This is a genomic window from Dyadobacter sp. BE31 (genome assembly GCF_031457695.1).
Taxonomy (GTDB): domain Bacteria; phylum Bacteroidota; class Bacteroidia; order Cytophagales; family Spirosomataceae; genus Dyadobacter.
Genome location: NZ_JAVDXA010000003.1, coordinates 397,714 through 413,687, shown reverse-complemented (window position 1 = coordinate 413,687; position 15,974 = coordinate 397,714). Strand labels below are relative to the sequence as shown.

General features: G+C 52.0%; 10 protein-coding genes. 6 read left to right on the top strand and 4 right to left on the bottom strand.

The features are described 5' to 3' along the window. Window positions 1-2 precede the first annotated feature (2 nt). Entirely contained in the window at window positions 3-3,527 is a 3,525-nt protein-coding gene (locus J2Y43_RS17430) for a SusC/RagA family TonB-linked outer membrane protein (protein ID WP_309984980.1), read from the bottom strand. A 366-nt stretch (window positions 3,528-3,893) separates the two neighbouring features. On the opposite strand from J2Y43_RS17430, the gene J2Y43_RS17425 reads away from it, so the two are divergent. Next, window positions 3,894-4,289 (top strand): hypothetical protein, encoded by a 396-nt coding sequence (locus tag J2Y43_RS17425; protein ID WP_223404439.1) that lies wholly within the window; start codon window positions 3,894-3,896, stop codon window positions 4,287-4,289. Between the two features lie 88 nt (window positions 4,290-4,377). On the opposite strand, the gene J2Y43_RS17420 is transcribed toward J2Y43_RS17425, so the two are convergent. Continuing rightward, complete coding sequence (locus tag J2Y43_RS17420; RefSeq protein WP_309984979.1) at window positions 4,378-6,519, bottom strand: M43 family zinc metalloprotease; 2,142 nt, start codon at window positions 6,517-6,519, stop codon at window positions 4,378-4,380. Between the two features lie 165 nt (window positions 6,520-6,684). Here J2Y43_RS17420 and dinB point away from each other — a divergent pair, with 165 nt between their 5' ends. After that, on the top strand, window positions 6,685-7,803 hold the full coding sequence (gene dinB, locus J2Y43_RS17415) for a DNA polymerase IV (RefSeq protein ID WP_309984977.1): 1,119 nt from the start codon (window positions 6,685-6,687) through the stop codon (window positions 7,801-7,803). Here the strand turns inward: dinB and J2Y43_RS17410 are convergent. Next, complete coding sequence (locus J2Y43_RS17410; protein ID WP_309984974.1) at window positions 7,798-8,982, bottom strand: putative sensor domain DACNV-containing protein; 1,185 nt, start codon at window positions 8,980-8,982, stop codon at window positions 7,798-7,800. The genes dinB and J2Y43_RS17410 overlap by 6 nt on opposite strands. A 252-nt stretch (window positions 8,983-9,234) precedes the next feature. Here J2Y43_RS17410 and J2Y43_RS17405 point away from each other — a divergent pair, with 252 nt between their 5' ends. From J2Y43_RS17405 to J2Y43_RS17395, 3 genes are read left to right on the top strand one after another with little or no spacing between them, the layout of a single operon-like run. Then, window positions 9,235-11,058 (top strand): ABC transporter ATP-binding protein, encoded by a 1,824-nt coding sequence (locus J2Y43_RS17405; RefSeq protein WP_309984972.1) that lies wholly within the window; start codon window positions 9,235-9,237, stop codon window positions 11,056-11,058. Further along, a complete protein-coding gene (locus tag J2Y43_RS17400) occupies window positions 11,059-11,985 on the top strand; it encodes a glycosyltransferase family 2 protein (RefSeq protein WP_309984970.1) in 927 nt (308 codons plus the stop codon). It begins immediately after the preceding gene. A gap of 7 nt (window positions 11,986-11,992) precedes the next feature. Continuing rightward, window positions 11,993-13,039 carry a glycosyltransferase family 2 protein gene (locus J2Y43_RS17395; RefSeq protein WP_309984968.1) on the top strand — a complete coding sequence of 349 codons (1,047 nt, stop codon included), beginning with the start codon at window positions 11,993-11,995 and terminating at the stop codon, window positions 13,037-13,039. Here J2Y43_RS17395 and J2Y43_RS17390 read toward each other — a convergent pair. Next, window positions 12,954-13,883, bottom strand: coding sequence for a glycosyltransferase (locus J2Y43_RS17390; RefSeq protein WP_309984966.1), 930 nt, complete (start codon window positions 13,881-13,883; stop codon window positions 12,954-12,956). The genes J2Y43_RS17395 and J2Y43_RS17390 overlap by 86 nt on opposite strands. Before the next feature lie 129 nt (window positions 13,884-14,012). On the opposite strand from J2Y43_RS17390, the gene J2Y43_RS17385 reads away from it, so the two are divergent. Then, window positions 14,013-15,968: a sialate O-acetylesterase gene (locus J2Y43_RS17385; protein WP_309984964.1), complete on the top strand. Its 1,956-nt coding sequence runs from the start codon at window positions 14,013-14,015 to the stop codon at window positions 15,966-15,968. Window positions 15,969-15,974 lie beyond the last annotated feature (6 nt).

Sequence of the window (15,974 nt, the reverse complement as noted above, 5' to 3'; positions counted from 1 at the left end):
CACTAGAAATTGCAGGAAAACCCGATCGTATACGACCGCTGCGCGGGGTATGCACCGTAGTCGATGCCTTGTTGCAGCAGCGACTGCGCATAGGAGCTTACTTCGGGGTCGAAACCGGAGTAGTTGGTCAAGGTCCACAGATTGGTACCCGTCACAAAGAGGCGCGGGTTCTGGATCGGGCCGAGTTTCGGGAACGTGTAAGAAACAGTGAGCATTTTCAGGCGGGCAAAACTGCCGTCTTCCAACATCACCGAGTTAATATCTCCTGAGGCGATCCCACGCTGCACACCCGGATATTTCGGGTTGTTATGTGGCTTGGCATCCGTATAGCGATGCTGGAACCATTCTTCCGACTGGTTGAACCCCACCCCACCGTAATCTACCACGCCATTGCTGATGTAGAACCGCGTGAGGTTGAGCACATCGTTTCCGACAGAACCAGTAAACAATGCATTCACCGCGAAGTTTTTCCAGGTGAAGTCGTGGCTCCATCCGAACGTGAAATCCGGTGTGGATTTGCCGAGCACCACGCGGTCGTCGGCGGTAATAATGCCATCGCCATTAATGTCCGAGTATTTCCAGGCACCATAAAGCGGGTTTCCTTTTGATCCGGCAGGCGCCGGGCCTTCGAACGTCGCGAATTTCGGGTTGCCGTTGGCGTCGAAATCGTCCTTCTGGCTCAGGCCGTCCACCCGGTATCCAAAGAACTGCCCTACTTCCTGCCCGGGAATCAGGATACCCGAAACACCACCCAGCAAGTTGCCGTTGATACTCACGTAATCGGGTTGGGTGCGGTCGCCGAGGTTCACCAGCGTATTCACGTTTCTCGAAATGTTGACGCGCGTCGAATAGGTCACATTCTTCTTCTGAATGATATTGCCCTGAATACTCAGCTCCACACCGCGATTCCGCATGGTTCCGTAGTTGTCGATGATGGTTCCCACGCCCGCTTGTGTAGGTACCTTGCGCGGTTGCAGGAGATCGGACGTGACTTTGTTGTAGTAATCGAAACTGAGCACGATCCGGTCCTTGGCTGCATTAAAATCCACCCCGACGTTGAACTGCCTCGTCCGCTCCCAGGAAAGGTTCGGATTGGCAATCGTATTCGGGAAGATTCCCGTATTGATCACGGCGCCGTCGCCACCCGGCCCCATTTCGTAGAAGCCCGCGCTGTACAGCGAGAGCGACGAGTAAGGTGCAATAGCCTGGCTACCCGTTTCGCCGTACGAAGCGCGGAATTTGGTATTCGAAATGAAGGTCACCCCCTTCATAAATTCCTCCTGATCGAGGTTCCATGCGAGCGCCACAGCCGGAAAAATCCCGTACTTCTTGTTGGCCGCAAATGCCGAGGCTCCATCCGCGCGCACCGAGGCATTCAGCACATACCTGCTCTTGAAAGAGTAGTTCGCGCGCAGGAAGCCCGATTGCAGAATGCGCTTCTCTTTGAATGATCCGATCACCTGCGATGAGGCGCTACCGATGTTGTCGACGCCGAAAAACGGCACATCGAAGCCCGACGAGTTGGTGTTGAGGAATTCAACAGTCTGGTCGTTATATTCCACACCCAGGGTTGTGTTCAGGTAATGGTTCTTTCGGAAAGTCTTCTCGTATTGGAGATAGGAGTTGAAGTTGTAGCTGTACGTGTTGGCCGTATTGTTGCTCCCCTTCCCTTTCACCTGATTTCCCTCGGCCGTCGACGGCGGCAGGAATACCTTGCGGCGTGTGAGGTTCTGGTTGCCTGCCAGGCTTACTACCAGTTGCAGCCCATTGGCGATTTTGAAGTAGTTCTCGATGTTGAGGATGGAATAATCGCTCTGCGTCACATCGGTTTTCGCCATCAGCTCATTGTAGGGATTGGAAAAGTAATAGCCCTGGTAGTTGGGAATACCTAAACTATTGTTGCCCAGGTAATCGAGTTCCAGCGTAGGCGCTGCGCGCAAGCCGTCCATGAGCCCGCCCGAGCTCGGCCACGCACGCGAGGCAGTTACCGCGCGGTTGGTTTTCTGACGGGAAAAGGAAAGCTGCCCTTTGACGGTGTACCAGTTATTGATTTCATTGTTCACATTAACGCGTAAGCTCGCCCGGTCGTTGTTTGAATTGATAATCGTCCCTTTGTCTTTGAGATAGTTACCCGAAATGTAGTACGACGACTTGGGGCTGCCACCCGAAAGGCTCAACGTAATATCCTGCCGGAAACTCGGCTGTGTAATGGCGTCCACCCAATCCGTATTCGTCATGGCGCTATCCAGGTTTTCGAACGGCGGATTGCGGTTGGTAACGCGGAAACTTTCGTTGATCACTTCCGCATACTGCCGCGAGTTCATCATCCGGATCGGATTAGCGACCCGGCCGAACGAAGTTTTGTTGACGAGTTCCACACGGCCCTCTCCGCGCCTGCCCGATTTCGTCGTGATCAGGATCACCCCATTTGCTCCGCGAGATCCGTAAATGGCTGTCGCAGAAGCATCTTTGAGAATTTCCATGCTTTCAATATCGTTCGGGTTGATACCGTACAAGCCGTTTTGCGTGTAGGAGCCATAGAAATTGGTCCCCGCCTCGCGGTAAGGCGGCATCGGGAAACCATCGATCACGTACAGCGGCTCATTGTTCCCGCTCAGCGAGTTGTTACCGCGTATCCTCACCACCGCAGAAGCGCCCGGCTCGCCCGAGCTTTCCACGACCTGAACACCGGTAGCCCGCCCCTGAATCGCCTGGTCGATCGTGTTGATCACCGCTGACTTATATTCCTGCGAAGCCACCCGCGAGGTGGAACTCGCCAGGTCGCGCTTGCTCTGCGCCCCGTATCCTACCACTACCACTTCTTTCAATGCCTTGGCTTCGGGAATGAGCTGCGTATTGTAGGTACTAAGGCCGGTGATAGGCACTTCCTTGGTTGTAAAACCGACGAAGCTATACACCAATATGCCGCCCTGGGCAGGAACTTTCATCTGGAAAGAGCCGTCTGGTTCGGTAATGGCCTGAATCTGAGTCCCTTTCACCAAAACCGCCACCCCGGGCATTCCTGCACCTTTTTCGTCTTTCACCACCCCTTTGATGTCACGCGCGCCGGGACCGGCGTCCGTGGTTCCCGCTGGTTTCTGCGCCGTGGCGGAATCCGGTGCGGCACTCTGTACCGGTTGGGTCGCGTTTGCATTGCCAGTCTGGGCCGGCTTGGCAGTGCTGTCGGGTTTATTCAATGAATCTTTCTGAGGAGCCGGCTTGGCCAGCGGGTCGAAGTTCTGCGAGGGTTTCACCAGAGGTGAGGAGGAGGATTTGGAAGCAGAATCGGTGGTATTTCGAGGCTTGGGGAGGGTATCGGAGGCCGGTCGGGCTGATGCTGGATCAGGTTTCTGGACCGGGTTGGTGAGCGTATCGGGCTTGTTCTTTCGGCTTGAATCCGGCCCGGTCTGCTGTGCGTGGCTTCGGGATATCGGGCCCGAGAACAGTAACAGGAAGAAACCGATCCTCAGGAAAATGAGCGGGACCGAACAGGGTACAGGCTCATTGACTCGTTGAGTTTTTCTCATATCAATCTTGGCTAAGTGACGGGACCATGCCCCGGAAAATTATGTTGATTAGCCAGTGCCCGACAAAAACCATACCGCTATGTTCCCCCAGGTGATAAAACAGTCACTCGCGAGGTTATAAAAATTTCTACAAATCAATTTAGAATTAAATCTATATAACTAACCTATGCAGCTATATGAACGAAGCCTTCCCAATGGCTTGCTGTAATGCAAATGTCTACTTGATCGTAATTTTTCAAATATCTATGAAACGCGTCCTATTATTTTTGGAAACATCCTGCTTACGATTACATTTGTCAAAACGCCCACACGGGGCGGGATTGAATTTTGCCTAGTTTTAAGGAGTGTAAAAAACCAACTTCGACCATGCGCCAGGAACAACTGCTAACTGCCGACTACATTGAGTCTCAGATCGGAAACGTAATCGAATACTACATCCGTTGGGAATTTGAAGAAGATCCTTTTTACGGGAAAGCCCGGATCAAAGGTCTGGTAGACGACGAGGCAGGCGGGTTGAAGATCATCTGTGATGTGATCGAGGGCAGCGATCTCGAACTGGCTTACGAACAGGAGGAAGTGTTCATGTACTCCGACCATCACCCGATCTACACCGGCCAGCTCCCGGAGATTTATTCAGCCAACTGGGTAAACACCGATGGCAAGAAGAAAAAGCAGATTTTTATCGCACCACCGAATGAAAATGCCAGGGAGTTTGCCATTTCGCAGACGAATAGCAAGGTGGTGGTTAAAAGGATATATTAGTCACTAGTAGTCATTAATAGTCAGGAAGTTGTTAGGTCATATTGTATTAAATCAACAAATGACCTAATGACTTCCTGACTTTTTTACCTTAATTCTTCACAATCTTCTTCGTCAGAACACGGTCTTCAAACTCCGCTTTGACCACATACAGTCCCGATGGGTAGGTCGTCAGATCGAAGTTGTAAACATTGGAAGCCACTTCACCGGTAATGACGATCTCCCTGATTTTCTGCCCGCCAACATTATAAATCGAGACGGATTTCAGTTTCTCGGGATGCGGATAAAACTGCACCGACACCTGTCCGCTCGTCGGGTTCGGTGTCACCAGGAAGCCCGCCTCTTTCAGGTTGGGATTCACGGTCACAGTGCGGATATTGATATCGTCGAGGTAAATATCATTCTCGTTGCCATTGGTATTCAGGAATGCGACGAGGATTTCGCCCTGGCCAATGAAACTGCCGATATTGATCTCTTCGCGCCTCCATTCGTTCACGCCCGGCGTAAACGCGGTTCGAGTGGCCGTGCTGCGGGTGATTAAGCTGGATCCCCATTTCTTGTAGACACTTGTGTAAGTCTGTCCGCAATCTGTACTAATAAGCACCTGCAAAGTATCCCATACATTACCCTGTGCCGAAGCATTGGTGTAAGTCGCGGCGGCTACCTGAAACGATACAAATGCAGAGTCGACTCCGGCAATACGTACCGTCGGCGAACGCAGGTAATCGCGTTGTCCCACCACCTGGTTGTCAAAGTTTCCTATTTTAACCGAGGCACTGCCCGTTTTGGATGCGGAAGTTGTTTTTTCCCAGGTCGAGCCACCGTCTTCATTCACGATATCCCAGCCCTGCGGGGTGAAGAGTCCCTCAAATCCTTCCTTCACAGGAGCGGCGAATGGCTCATAGTAGATAAAATCCAGGCTCAAAGCATCGTTGGAAGTATCCTCATCCGCCGCGCCGTTTGGATTCAACGTGGTAATGCTCAGCACATGGTTGCCTTCCAAAGTGGTCATGGCCGGTAGAGTCACGGTTGCTTCGGCGTAAGTGGCCAGCGAACCAGTCCAGTTGTAATTCTGCCCGGCTCCATTATCAATTGCGACGTGGATCGTCACTGACGTTAGCGTTTCACTGCCCTTGTTCACCAAGGTGATCTGCGGTGTGAGCGAGTTGGAACAAATGCGTTGTGCAGGTTGGCGGATCGCTTTCAGGGAAGCATCCTTTTTCTTCACATCCACCGGCGTGCAGCCATTGGAAAGCGCCAGCAGCGAACGATACGTACTGAACGCCGTTTCCATTCTTGCAACCTGCATTTTGGTAAACATTAACAAACAGGCATCAGGCGTGTAATCCATGTAGTTCTGGTACATAATGCCCGGCGAAGTGGTGGTACAGCGATCGGTAACGATGCCCGTCTGGCAGGAGGTCGTGCTGTTACTCTGGTTGGGGGTGTCATCCACCTGATCCGTACCGGAGCAGGAGCCATTATCATCTCCCCAAATGTGGAACAGATTAAAATAATGGCCTATTTCATGGGTCAATGTTTTTCCCTGGTTGAAACCGGTAGCGCTTCCGCCCGGCAGCGACGCGTAGTCGATCGCCACGCCCTGCTCGTCTTTTACACCGTCATCCGGGAAGGTAGCGTAGCCCAGCGTGGAGCCCGACAGGTCGCAAATCCAGATATTGAGGTATTTATCGGTGTCCCAGGCATCCGCGCCGCCCGATTCGGCGTGCTTCACCTGGTTAGTGGTGTAGTCAAATGAATTGCGTGTGGTAGTGTAACGCATGATCCCGGTCGAGGGCGCGTCGTTGGGTGTGCGCTGCGCGAGGCAAAACTGAATGCCCGACTGTCCGAAAAGCGATTTGAAATAGGAAGGAACCTTGTCCGCCCCGGCGTTGGTTCCTGCGTAATCCTTGTTAATGGTATCGAGCTGGGCCATGAGCTGCGCGTCTGTCACCATCGACTGACGGCTAAGCACGACGTGGAACACGACTGGGATCGTGACCAGGCCGGTCGTCCGCATCGACTTCCCGGAAGCTATTCTTTCGTTGATGAGCTGTTTCAGACGCAGCTCACGCTGGTCGAACATTAGTTTAAGTGCGGGCTTTTCGGTGAAGCGTTTTTGGAGGAGGTCCATCGACGCGCAACGGTCCTGCGCCTGCGCAACGCCGGAGCCAATACGGACCAAAAGAAGGATTGCAAGAATGTATTTGAACAGGAGTATAGTATGTCGCATCGAATTTTCTGGGGACATGAGTAAAGAATCGGCCCGCTAGTTACAGACTGACTGCGGATTTATTCACCTACTACGAAAAAAAAGTGCCTCCTGATGCGAATGCAATATTATTTAATTTGTTTTTAATTGGAGGGTACACCTATAACCAGAAAAATTGCCATTTCCATGCAGGAAACGCCCGCTAGCAAACCCATCCGCAAGATCATCCATATCGACATGGATGCATTCTATGCCTCGGTGGAGCAGCGCGATTTCCCCGAATACCGCGGCAAACCGCTGGCCGTCGGCGGCTCCCCTACCGGCCGGGGCGTGGTGGCCACGGCAAGCTACGAGGCACGTAAGTTTGGGGTGCGGTCGGCGATGCCTTCGCGGCAGGCCATTCAGTTGTGCCCGCAGATCATCTTCGTGCATCCCAGATTTGAGGTGTATAAATCCGTTTCCAGAAGTATCCGCGAGATTTTTTCCCGCTATACAGACCTGATCGAGCCGCTTTCGCTGGACGAGGCTTACCTGGATGTCACCGAGGACAAAATGGGCATCGGTTCGGCATTGGAAATTGCGAAGCAGATCAAGAAATCCATTAAAGAAGAACTGAACCTCACCGCGTCGGCAGGGGTGTCTGTCAATAAATTTGTAGCCAAAATCGCTTCCGACATCAACAAGCCGGATGGTTTAAAATTCATTGGGCCGTCTAAAATTGAAAGCTTCATGGACCAGCTGCCGGTCGAAAAGTTTCATGGCGTGGGAAAGGTTACTGCCGACAAAATGAAGGGAATGCAGCTGTTTACAGGCGCGGACCTCAAAAAACTATCAGAGGATGAGCTGGTGGGCCATTTTGGAAAAACAGGGCATTTCTTTTACAAAATCGTACGCGGGATCGACGACCGGGAGGTACAAACCCACCGCGAAACCAAATCGCTCGGCGCCGAAGACACCTTCACTTACGACCTCACCACCTTGGATGAAATGAACAAGGAGCTCGACCGCATCGGCATCACCGTCGCCAACCGGCTCGAAAAGAACCAGTTGAAAGGCCGAACGGTAACATTGAAAGTCAAATTCAGTGATTTTACCCAAATAACCCGCAACCATTCCTTCGCCCACCCCGTCGGCGACCTCGACATGATTACCGACACCGCTAAGCAGTTGCTAGAAAAGCTCGATCTGGAAGAAAAAGCTGTGCGGCTGCTCGGGATCTCCCTATCTAACTTTCATGAGCCTGAGGTCAAATCGCGGAAATACAAAGACCCTGAGCAGCTGGAACTCTTCCCGTTCGGGTCATAGCAGCAGCGCGTCCACCCGGTGTGCCTGCACCATGTTTTCGCATTTCGACCAGGAGAATATGGTGAAACGGCCATCCTGCGAGGCCACGAGCGCTATCGAATCGCGCTGGTCGTACACAAACTGCGCCGCCGACAAATGCCGCGTGCCGCCGTTCTGTACCGGATGCACCACCATCGCCGTATTGCCTATGATCGGTTCGGTAATCAGGATTTCTTCAACCGGTTTGGCATCCTGCGCCCGGCCGATTTTGGCCCCGAATGCGAGTAGTTCGTAACGGTCGTTAATGATCGTCGCGCCGTCCACGGCTGTGAGGCCGGCCATATTGTGCACCGCAGAACTGAACTGGTTTTGCCAGGTAATGGGGTTAGGATCCTCCACATATTTGCGGTGCAGGTCGGCCAATTCGGAAAATGGCGGCTGCACGTCATAGGTAATCGGGTGGATGATCGATTCGCGCCAGCGGTCCTTGCCTTTGGGAACCACGAGCAATATACCGCCGCGCTCATGGCTGCGCATCGACGCCGCGAGCTGCACAAGCAAATTGGGATAGTCACTCCATAATGTCGTCGACGAAAACCCCATCAGCGAGTTGATCAGCGAAGGGCAGTCCTTCACTTTACGGCTCTCCTCGTTGACGATCTTCACCTGATCGCCTTTGAGCACCGCGACGTTCACGAATTTACCAAAGCCCTCTACCCTGCGATGCTTCACTACCAGCATTCCCGGCTCGATCACTTCCAGTACGAAGCACAATCCGGGAATCACCCGTGTGGTACCCCAAATACGCAGCTCGCCGTCTTCGAGCCACACGCCCAGGTGGATGCCCGAGCGCTCCACCGCGGGTGCGAGCTTGGTGAGCACGTTGGCTGTCAGCGCGAGTTTCTCAGCAAACACCAGCGGGTGTTCGGCGGCTTCCGGCGGCAGGTAGGCGATGGATACTTTCGGCGAGCGCCCCTCCTCGCGGCGCAGGCTCGCCCAGAACGTCGTATCGATGATCGTTTCGATAATGCGGGCGTCGGGACGGGGCGCGAGTTCCTGTTCGTAATACTTGGATACCGCCTCGTGGTGCCGCTCGAAATGGCTCGCAACAAGCCCGGCAACCGAGCGGGCTGCCTTATAGGTAGTTACAGGCACGGTGTCTCCTGTTTCAATTGAAAATATATCGGAATTCGTAATCATTGTCTGGCGGTTTACTTTTGAACAACGACTTGTTTTAAAAAGTTGGGCTCCGCGCTCATTGTCGGCTTTTTTCCTGCGGCTTCCAACCTTTCCCGTAACCGTGGCATCGTACTAACCGGCGGCCTGCCGGGAATTAATTGAAGTCACGGACAGTTGTTTCGCCAGATAAGCGTTAATTTGCGCGTTAATCCGAAAAACCCGGTTTCGGTTTTTTTTACTTCCGGCGTACGGCGAGTATGCCATTATCTAAGAATGAAAACGTACCTCAGATTATTATCTTTTGCTCAACCGATTGCCCGTTTTGCTGTCCCTTACATCATTTGTACCCTGCTGGGAGTAGTATTCAATACATTAAACCTGGCCCTACTGGCGCCGCTCCTGAATACGCTTTTTCTTAACCAGGGCGGGCAAGCGGACCCCAGGCCGGAAAACGGCTGGCTTGACCCCACGGGCATGCTCAACTATTATGCGCAGCAGGCTAACCTGGCTTTCGGGCCACACGGCGCGTTACAGGTCGTATGTGCGGTAATCGTCGGCTCTGTGCTGCTTTCGAATATCTTCAGATATTTCTCGCAGCGGATCATGGAAAACCTCCGGATCCACACCCTGCTGAATTTGCGCAAACAAGTGTTCGACAATGTAATGGACTTGCATGTGGGCTATTTCAGCAACCAGCGCAAAGGGGATATTATCTCTAAGATCGCATCCGACGTGGGAGTCGTACAATTTTCGGTTACAAGTACTTTACAGGTAGTGTTTAAGGAGCCGATGCAGTTGCTTGCTTATGTATTTATGCTTTTCGCTACGTCGGCCAAACTGACCTTCTTTGCCATCCTGGTGATCCCTATTTCCGCTTTCCTCATTTCAAAAATCGTGAAAAGGCTGAAACAGCAGGCTGCCCTGGCCCAGCATTACTTCGGGCTCATGATCAGCTACCTCGATGAAGCCCTTACCGGCATCAAGATCATCAAGGCGTTCAATGCCACTGAGGCTATCAAAGACAAATTCCATAAGGAAAACATCCGCTATTCCGACCTCGGGCGCAAAATGGCCAAACGCCAGCAGCTCAGCTCGCCGGTTTCCGAATTTTTGGGTGTCAGCATGGTTGCGATTATCGTACTGTACGGCGGCTCGCTTATCATCGATAACAATTCGGACCTCGACGTGTCCAAATTCGTCGCCTACATCGGCATTTTCTCGCAGGTAATGCGCCCTGCGAAAGCACTGACTGACTCTTTCAGCACCATTCACGCGGGCATAGCCGCAGGCGAGCGCGTGCTCGAACTGATCGACGAAAAGCCGGAGATCCGTGACGCACCGGATGCGGTGGATATGCGGAATTTTAAGGATTCCATCCGGCTGGAAAACGTCTCGTTCTCCTACCCTTCGCGGCCTGTCCTGCAATCCATTAATGTGACCATTCCAAAAGGCAAAACAGTTGCATTGGTAGGGCCTTCCGGCGGCGGAAAATCGACACTGATGGACCTGCTTCCCCGGTTTATCGATACGGCAGAAGGCCATGTACTGATAGACGGCGTGGATGTACGGCACATCAAACAGGAATCGCTGTGGTCGATGTTCGGGCTTGTGAACCAGGAATCGATGCTATTCAATGACACGATTTTTCAGAATATCGCTTTCGGAAGCCCGGACGCCACCATGGAGCAGGTGGAGGCAGCAGCCCGGATTGCCAATGCACATGAATTTATAATGGGAACCGAGGAGGGCTATTACAGCAATATAGGAGACCGGGGGATGAAGCTTTCAGGTGGACAAAAGCAGCGCATCTGCATTGCCCGGGCCGTGTTGAAGAACCCGCCGATCATGCTCCTGGATGAGGCGACCTCGGCCCTGGATACCGAATCGGAAAAACTGGTACAGGAAGCATTGAACAACCTGATGAAAAACCGGACATCGCTTGTGATCGCACACCGCCTGAGCACAATTCAGAGCGCGGACACGATCCTGGTGCTGGAAGAAGGCAAGATCATCGAACAAGGCAGCCACACAGAGCTCATCGCGAAAGACGGGCTGTACAAGCGCCTGATCGATATGCAGCAATTCACCGATGTGTAAATGGAAAACCCGCCGCTGATATCCATTGCCTTGTGTACCTACAATGGCAGCGCATTTCTCCGGGAGCAGCTGGATTCGGTAATTGCACAACGATATACCCAGTGGGAGCTGGTGGTAGTGGATGATTTTTCGACTGACGCCACACGTTCCATTTTGGAAGAATATGCGGAAAGGGACGTCCGCATCAGGTTGCATTACAACGAGCAAAACCTTGGTTACAACAAGAATTTTGAAAAGGCGCTGGGTCTCTGCCGGAGCGAGCTGATCGCGATTTGTGACCAGGACGACATCTGGCAACGGGAAAAACTTGAAAAGCAGGTACGCCTCATCGGCGACCATACATTGGTTTACCACGATTCGGAGTTTATAGACGCCGGGGGCCGGTCAATGAACCGGCGCATTTCCGACAAGCTGAGCTTCTACCGCGGCAATGCGCCCGAAGTGTTCCTGTTTTTGAACTGCGTATCGGGCCATAGTATTTTGATGAAAAAGCAGGTATTGCAAAAATCACTGCCTTTCCCTGAACGCTTTCATTACGACCAATGGCTGGCATTCAATGCAGCCTGCCTTGGCAGCATCGATTTTGTACCGGAGGCACTCGTGCAATACCGCCAGCATTCCAGCAACAACACCGATATACTCGCATTGAAAACGGTGGCCAGGAGTACCGATCAAAAAGTGCTTGAACTGGAAAGGGAAAGTGAGTGGCTCCGGCTTTGTGCACAGCAGTGTACAGGCAAGGCACAAGGGCTGATCGATGCATTGTACAATCAGAGTATCAGGCGTAACGATGGCTTTTTCAATGCAAAATTTGGAATCCTCGTCTGGAAACACCGCGACACACTGCTCCGGATTTTGAAGAAACCGGACACCAGCAAGTTTTTTTATGCGCTCAGAAAAGCATGGGGCGTAAAAGCAAAAAAATAACAGTAAAGTGAACAACCAACCCGATTCCGATATTCCCGGCACACCCTACCCGCTCGTTTCGATCGCATTGTGTGTTTACAATGGCGAAAAATACCTCCAAGAACAGCTTGATTCGCTCGTAAACCAAACTTACCCGAACATCGAAATTGTGGTTGTCGACGACGGCAGCAAGGATCGCTCCCGCGAGATCGTGCGCAGCTACCAGGAGCGGTACCCGTTTTTCAGGATCTTAGAAAACGAGGCCAACCTGGGTTATGTAAAGAATTTCGAAAAGGCGATTGGCCTGTGTGAAGGCGAATACATCGCGCTGTGCGACCAGGATGATATCTGGGACCTGGAAAAAATCAGCAAACAGGTAGCGGGTATCGGGGAGCATTTGCTGATTTACCACGATTCGGCGTTTATGGACGAGCAGGGGCGGCAAATGACCTGGAAACGGAAGATGTCAGACATTATCCACCTCTACCGGGGCGATGATCCCAAGGTTTTTTTGTATTTCAATTGCGTCTCGGGACACAGCATTCTCTTCAAACGCGACCTGCGCGACGAGTTCCTGCCATTCAATCCGGATCATTTTCACGACCATTGGATTGCCTATGTAGCTGCCAACCTGGGCAGCATTGAGGTGATCCCGGAAACGCTGGTCAGATACCGCCAGCATACGACTACGTCCACCGACATTCTCAACAAGCGGAAGAAAATCCGGAAGAATTACCACGAAAACCGCGACATCAAGAAGTTGCGTCGGGACCTGAAATGGGTACAGCAATGTGCCTCGTTCAAAAAAAACCGCGACCAACCCTTTCTCGACAGGCTCCGTGCTTTATTCGAAGCGCGGCTTGAATCGTTCTTTTCATTTGAATACGCGGGCATTATCCGGGATAATTACGAACAGCTCTACTACATTCCGGTTTACAAAAAGTCGAAGAAAACAGCATTCGTGTACCGGCAGATCTGGGGTTTGCGTGCTAAGCTGTTGTGGGCCCGTTTCTTTGCCCGTCCGGAAAGGGAAGAATATGTAGATGTAATTTCAAAAGGTGACGAAAAGCCTTAAAAACCACGCGGGTGGACATCTGCTTCGTCTTGGCGCTGTGCCAGAGCATCGTCTGAATTTTCCAGTAGCTATACTTCCAGCGCATCATTTGCTCTATGAGCCTCTCAAATGACCTTTTTTCGATATCGTACATTTCATTGCCCCGCATGACGGATGTCGTCAGCGGCAAGGCGTAACTCCATTTTTTGTGCAGTTTCAGGATGTGGTCCAACCATTGCCTGTTAAAATTCCCTTCTGAGGCATGCTTCATCAGCACCTCATAGGTCACCATGATCTTGTAATGCGGAAATACGCTCAGGCAGAAATCTAGGTCATACCCGTGAAAGCCGGTAAGCACTTTGCCGTCAAATGGAAATCGGAGGGCTATATCGCGCCGCGTACAAAACCAAAGACCATCCACGCAGACCACCCGGCTCAGCCGCTCATTGCGCGGGTTATGATAAGCATGAATTTCCTGCTTGTCATCAAACTTGTAGCCCTGAAGAACATTCTGATACGACCTTTCTTCCGAATGGAATTCCAGCTGATACCAGCCCGCAGGCGCTAGGGATTTGTAACCGCCCCCGGCTACTCCCACAATGCCAATATCCGGGTCACTCTCAAAGATATGCTTAACGACGCTTCCCCAATTTTCAGTCCTGATTTCAATGTCCTCGTGCATGAAACACACCAGATCGAACCTGGCTTTCTTTGCTCCCTCATTGTAAACGTCGCAAATCCCGCACCTTGCTTCACGGTTGTCAATCGCGATTATTTCATGGGGAATGCCAACGGTATCGTGGATATTCTCAGAAACTTTGGACAACTCGGTCTGATCGGCCGAGCAAATAACGATGGAAATCATGGCTTATACTTGAATTACGGCTAAAAATAAGGCCAAATTCAACAAACCGAACGCGAGCAACCCATTATTTCAGTAGAATATGACTTCCTTAGGCATTTATAGGTAACCAAAAATCAACTTTGCCTTTCGATGAAACGAATACTGATACTGCTGCTCCTCGCCTGCGCGACGCCGTCGTTTGCCCAAATCAAATTCGCCCGCCTTTTTTCCGATCATGTAGTGCTCCAACGCCAAAAGCCGATTCCCGTGTGGGGGTGGGCCAAACCCGGTGAAAAAGTGAAGGTGACATTGGCGGGACAATCCATGGATGCGAAAGCGGATGCATCCGGCAAATGGCTTGTGAGGTTCAAAGCATTGGAAGCCGGCGGGCCGCATTCGTTGCAAGTAAGCGGCAAATCGGGGAATGCGACCGTGAACGATGTGCTAATCGGCGAAGTATGGCTTTGCTCGGGGCAGTCGAATATGGAATGGCCTGTTTCGGCGGCAAAAAATTATGAAGAGGAGCGCAAAAATGCCGAGTTTCCGCAAATTCGCCATTTCCGCGTCGACCACGTGGTAACGCTTCAACCCGAGCAAGATTTGACAGCCGGAGAATGGAAAGTAGCCAACGCAGAGACGGTCGGCGGCTTCACCGCAGTGGGTTTCTTTTTTGCCCGCGAACTCTATCAAAAACTGCATGTACCGATCGGCCTTCTGCATTCGTCGTGGGGAGGTTCGCAAATAGAAGGCTGGATCAGCAAGGAAGCCATGCTCGGCAATGACGAACTGCGTTCCTACGCGCAAAACCTGCCCAAAACATGGCAGGAAGCGGATGCCATAATGGATAAGAAGCTCAAAAAACAGCTTTTCAAAAACGCGTCCTACGACCCGACCTGGGAGGATGAAAAGAAATACATTTCGCCTGACGTGGATTTCACTAGCTGGCAAAAAACCGCGGACGGCGTGGGACAATGGGACTGGAAGGGACTAATGGGTTTCCGCGGCAAAGGTTATATGGCCAAAGAAATATCGATTGCTTCTGATTGGGTTGGGAAACAGACTACCCTGTCGTTGGCTGAAAACGACGGGCCGGTCGAGGTGTATATCAATGGTAAGCCCGTCCATGAAGGAGCTGCGAAAGGTGCGCGGAAAATCCAGCTACCCGCGGGTACCTGGAAGGAAGGCAAAAATATCCTGATACTCAAAACAGGCAATATGGTGAGTGCCTCATGGTTTGGCCCGGGATTGATGGGCTCGGCCAACGACCTCTACGTGGAAGACGGTAGCCGCAAAACCAGCCTCGCCAAGGACTGGTACCTGATGCCCGCATTCGCGGAAAAACACGAGTACGCACACCTGATGAACAATGTGGGTACCACTATTTACAATGCGATGATCGTGCCTTTGCTACCGTTTGGCATACGCGGAGCGCTTTGGTACCAAGGCGAAAGCAATGCAGGCCGCGCTTACCAATACCGCCAATCGTTTCCGCTTATGATCAACGACTGGCGTAAACTTTGGAATGATGAATTCTCGTTCTATTGGGTGCAATTATCGAGTTTCGGTGTAGATCGTGACAGCAACAAAGGAAGCAACTGGGCCGAACTCCGCGAAGCTCAAAATATGACACTCAGCCTGCCCAAAACCGGTATGGCCGTTTCTACCGACGTGGGTAACCCTCTCGACATTCACCCGACCAACAAACAGGACGTAGCGCACCGCCTGGCAACCCAGGCATTGAAGCAGGATTACGGCCAGAACATCCCGTACACTTCTCCACTTTATGACCAGTTGCAGGTGCAGGGCAGTAAGGCCGTTATTTCATTTAAAAACGCAGAGAATGGCCTCACTGTCAAAGATCGCTACGGATATTTGAAAGGCTTTGAGATCGCCGGCGATGACAAGGTTTTCCATTATGCCAAGGCGGAGATCCAGGGAAATAAAGTGATCGTTTCCAGCCCGGATGTGAGCAAGCCGGTCGCCGTGCGCTACGCGTGGTCGGATGCGCCGGAAGACGCCAACCTGTACAATGCCGACGGCTTTCCCGCCAGCGCATTCCGTACCGATTCCTGGCCGGGCCTTACCGTAAATGCCCGTTTTGAATAACCTCCT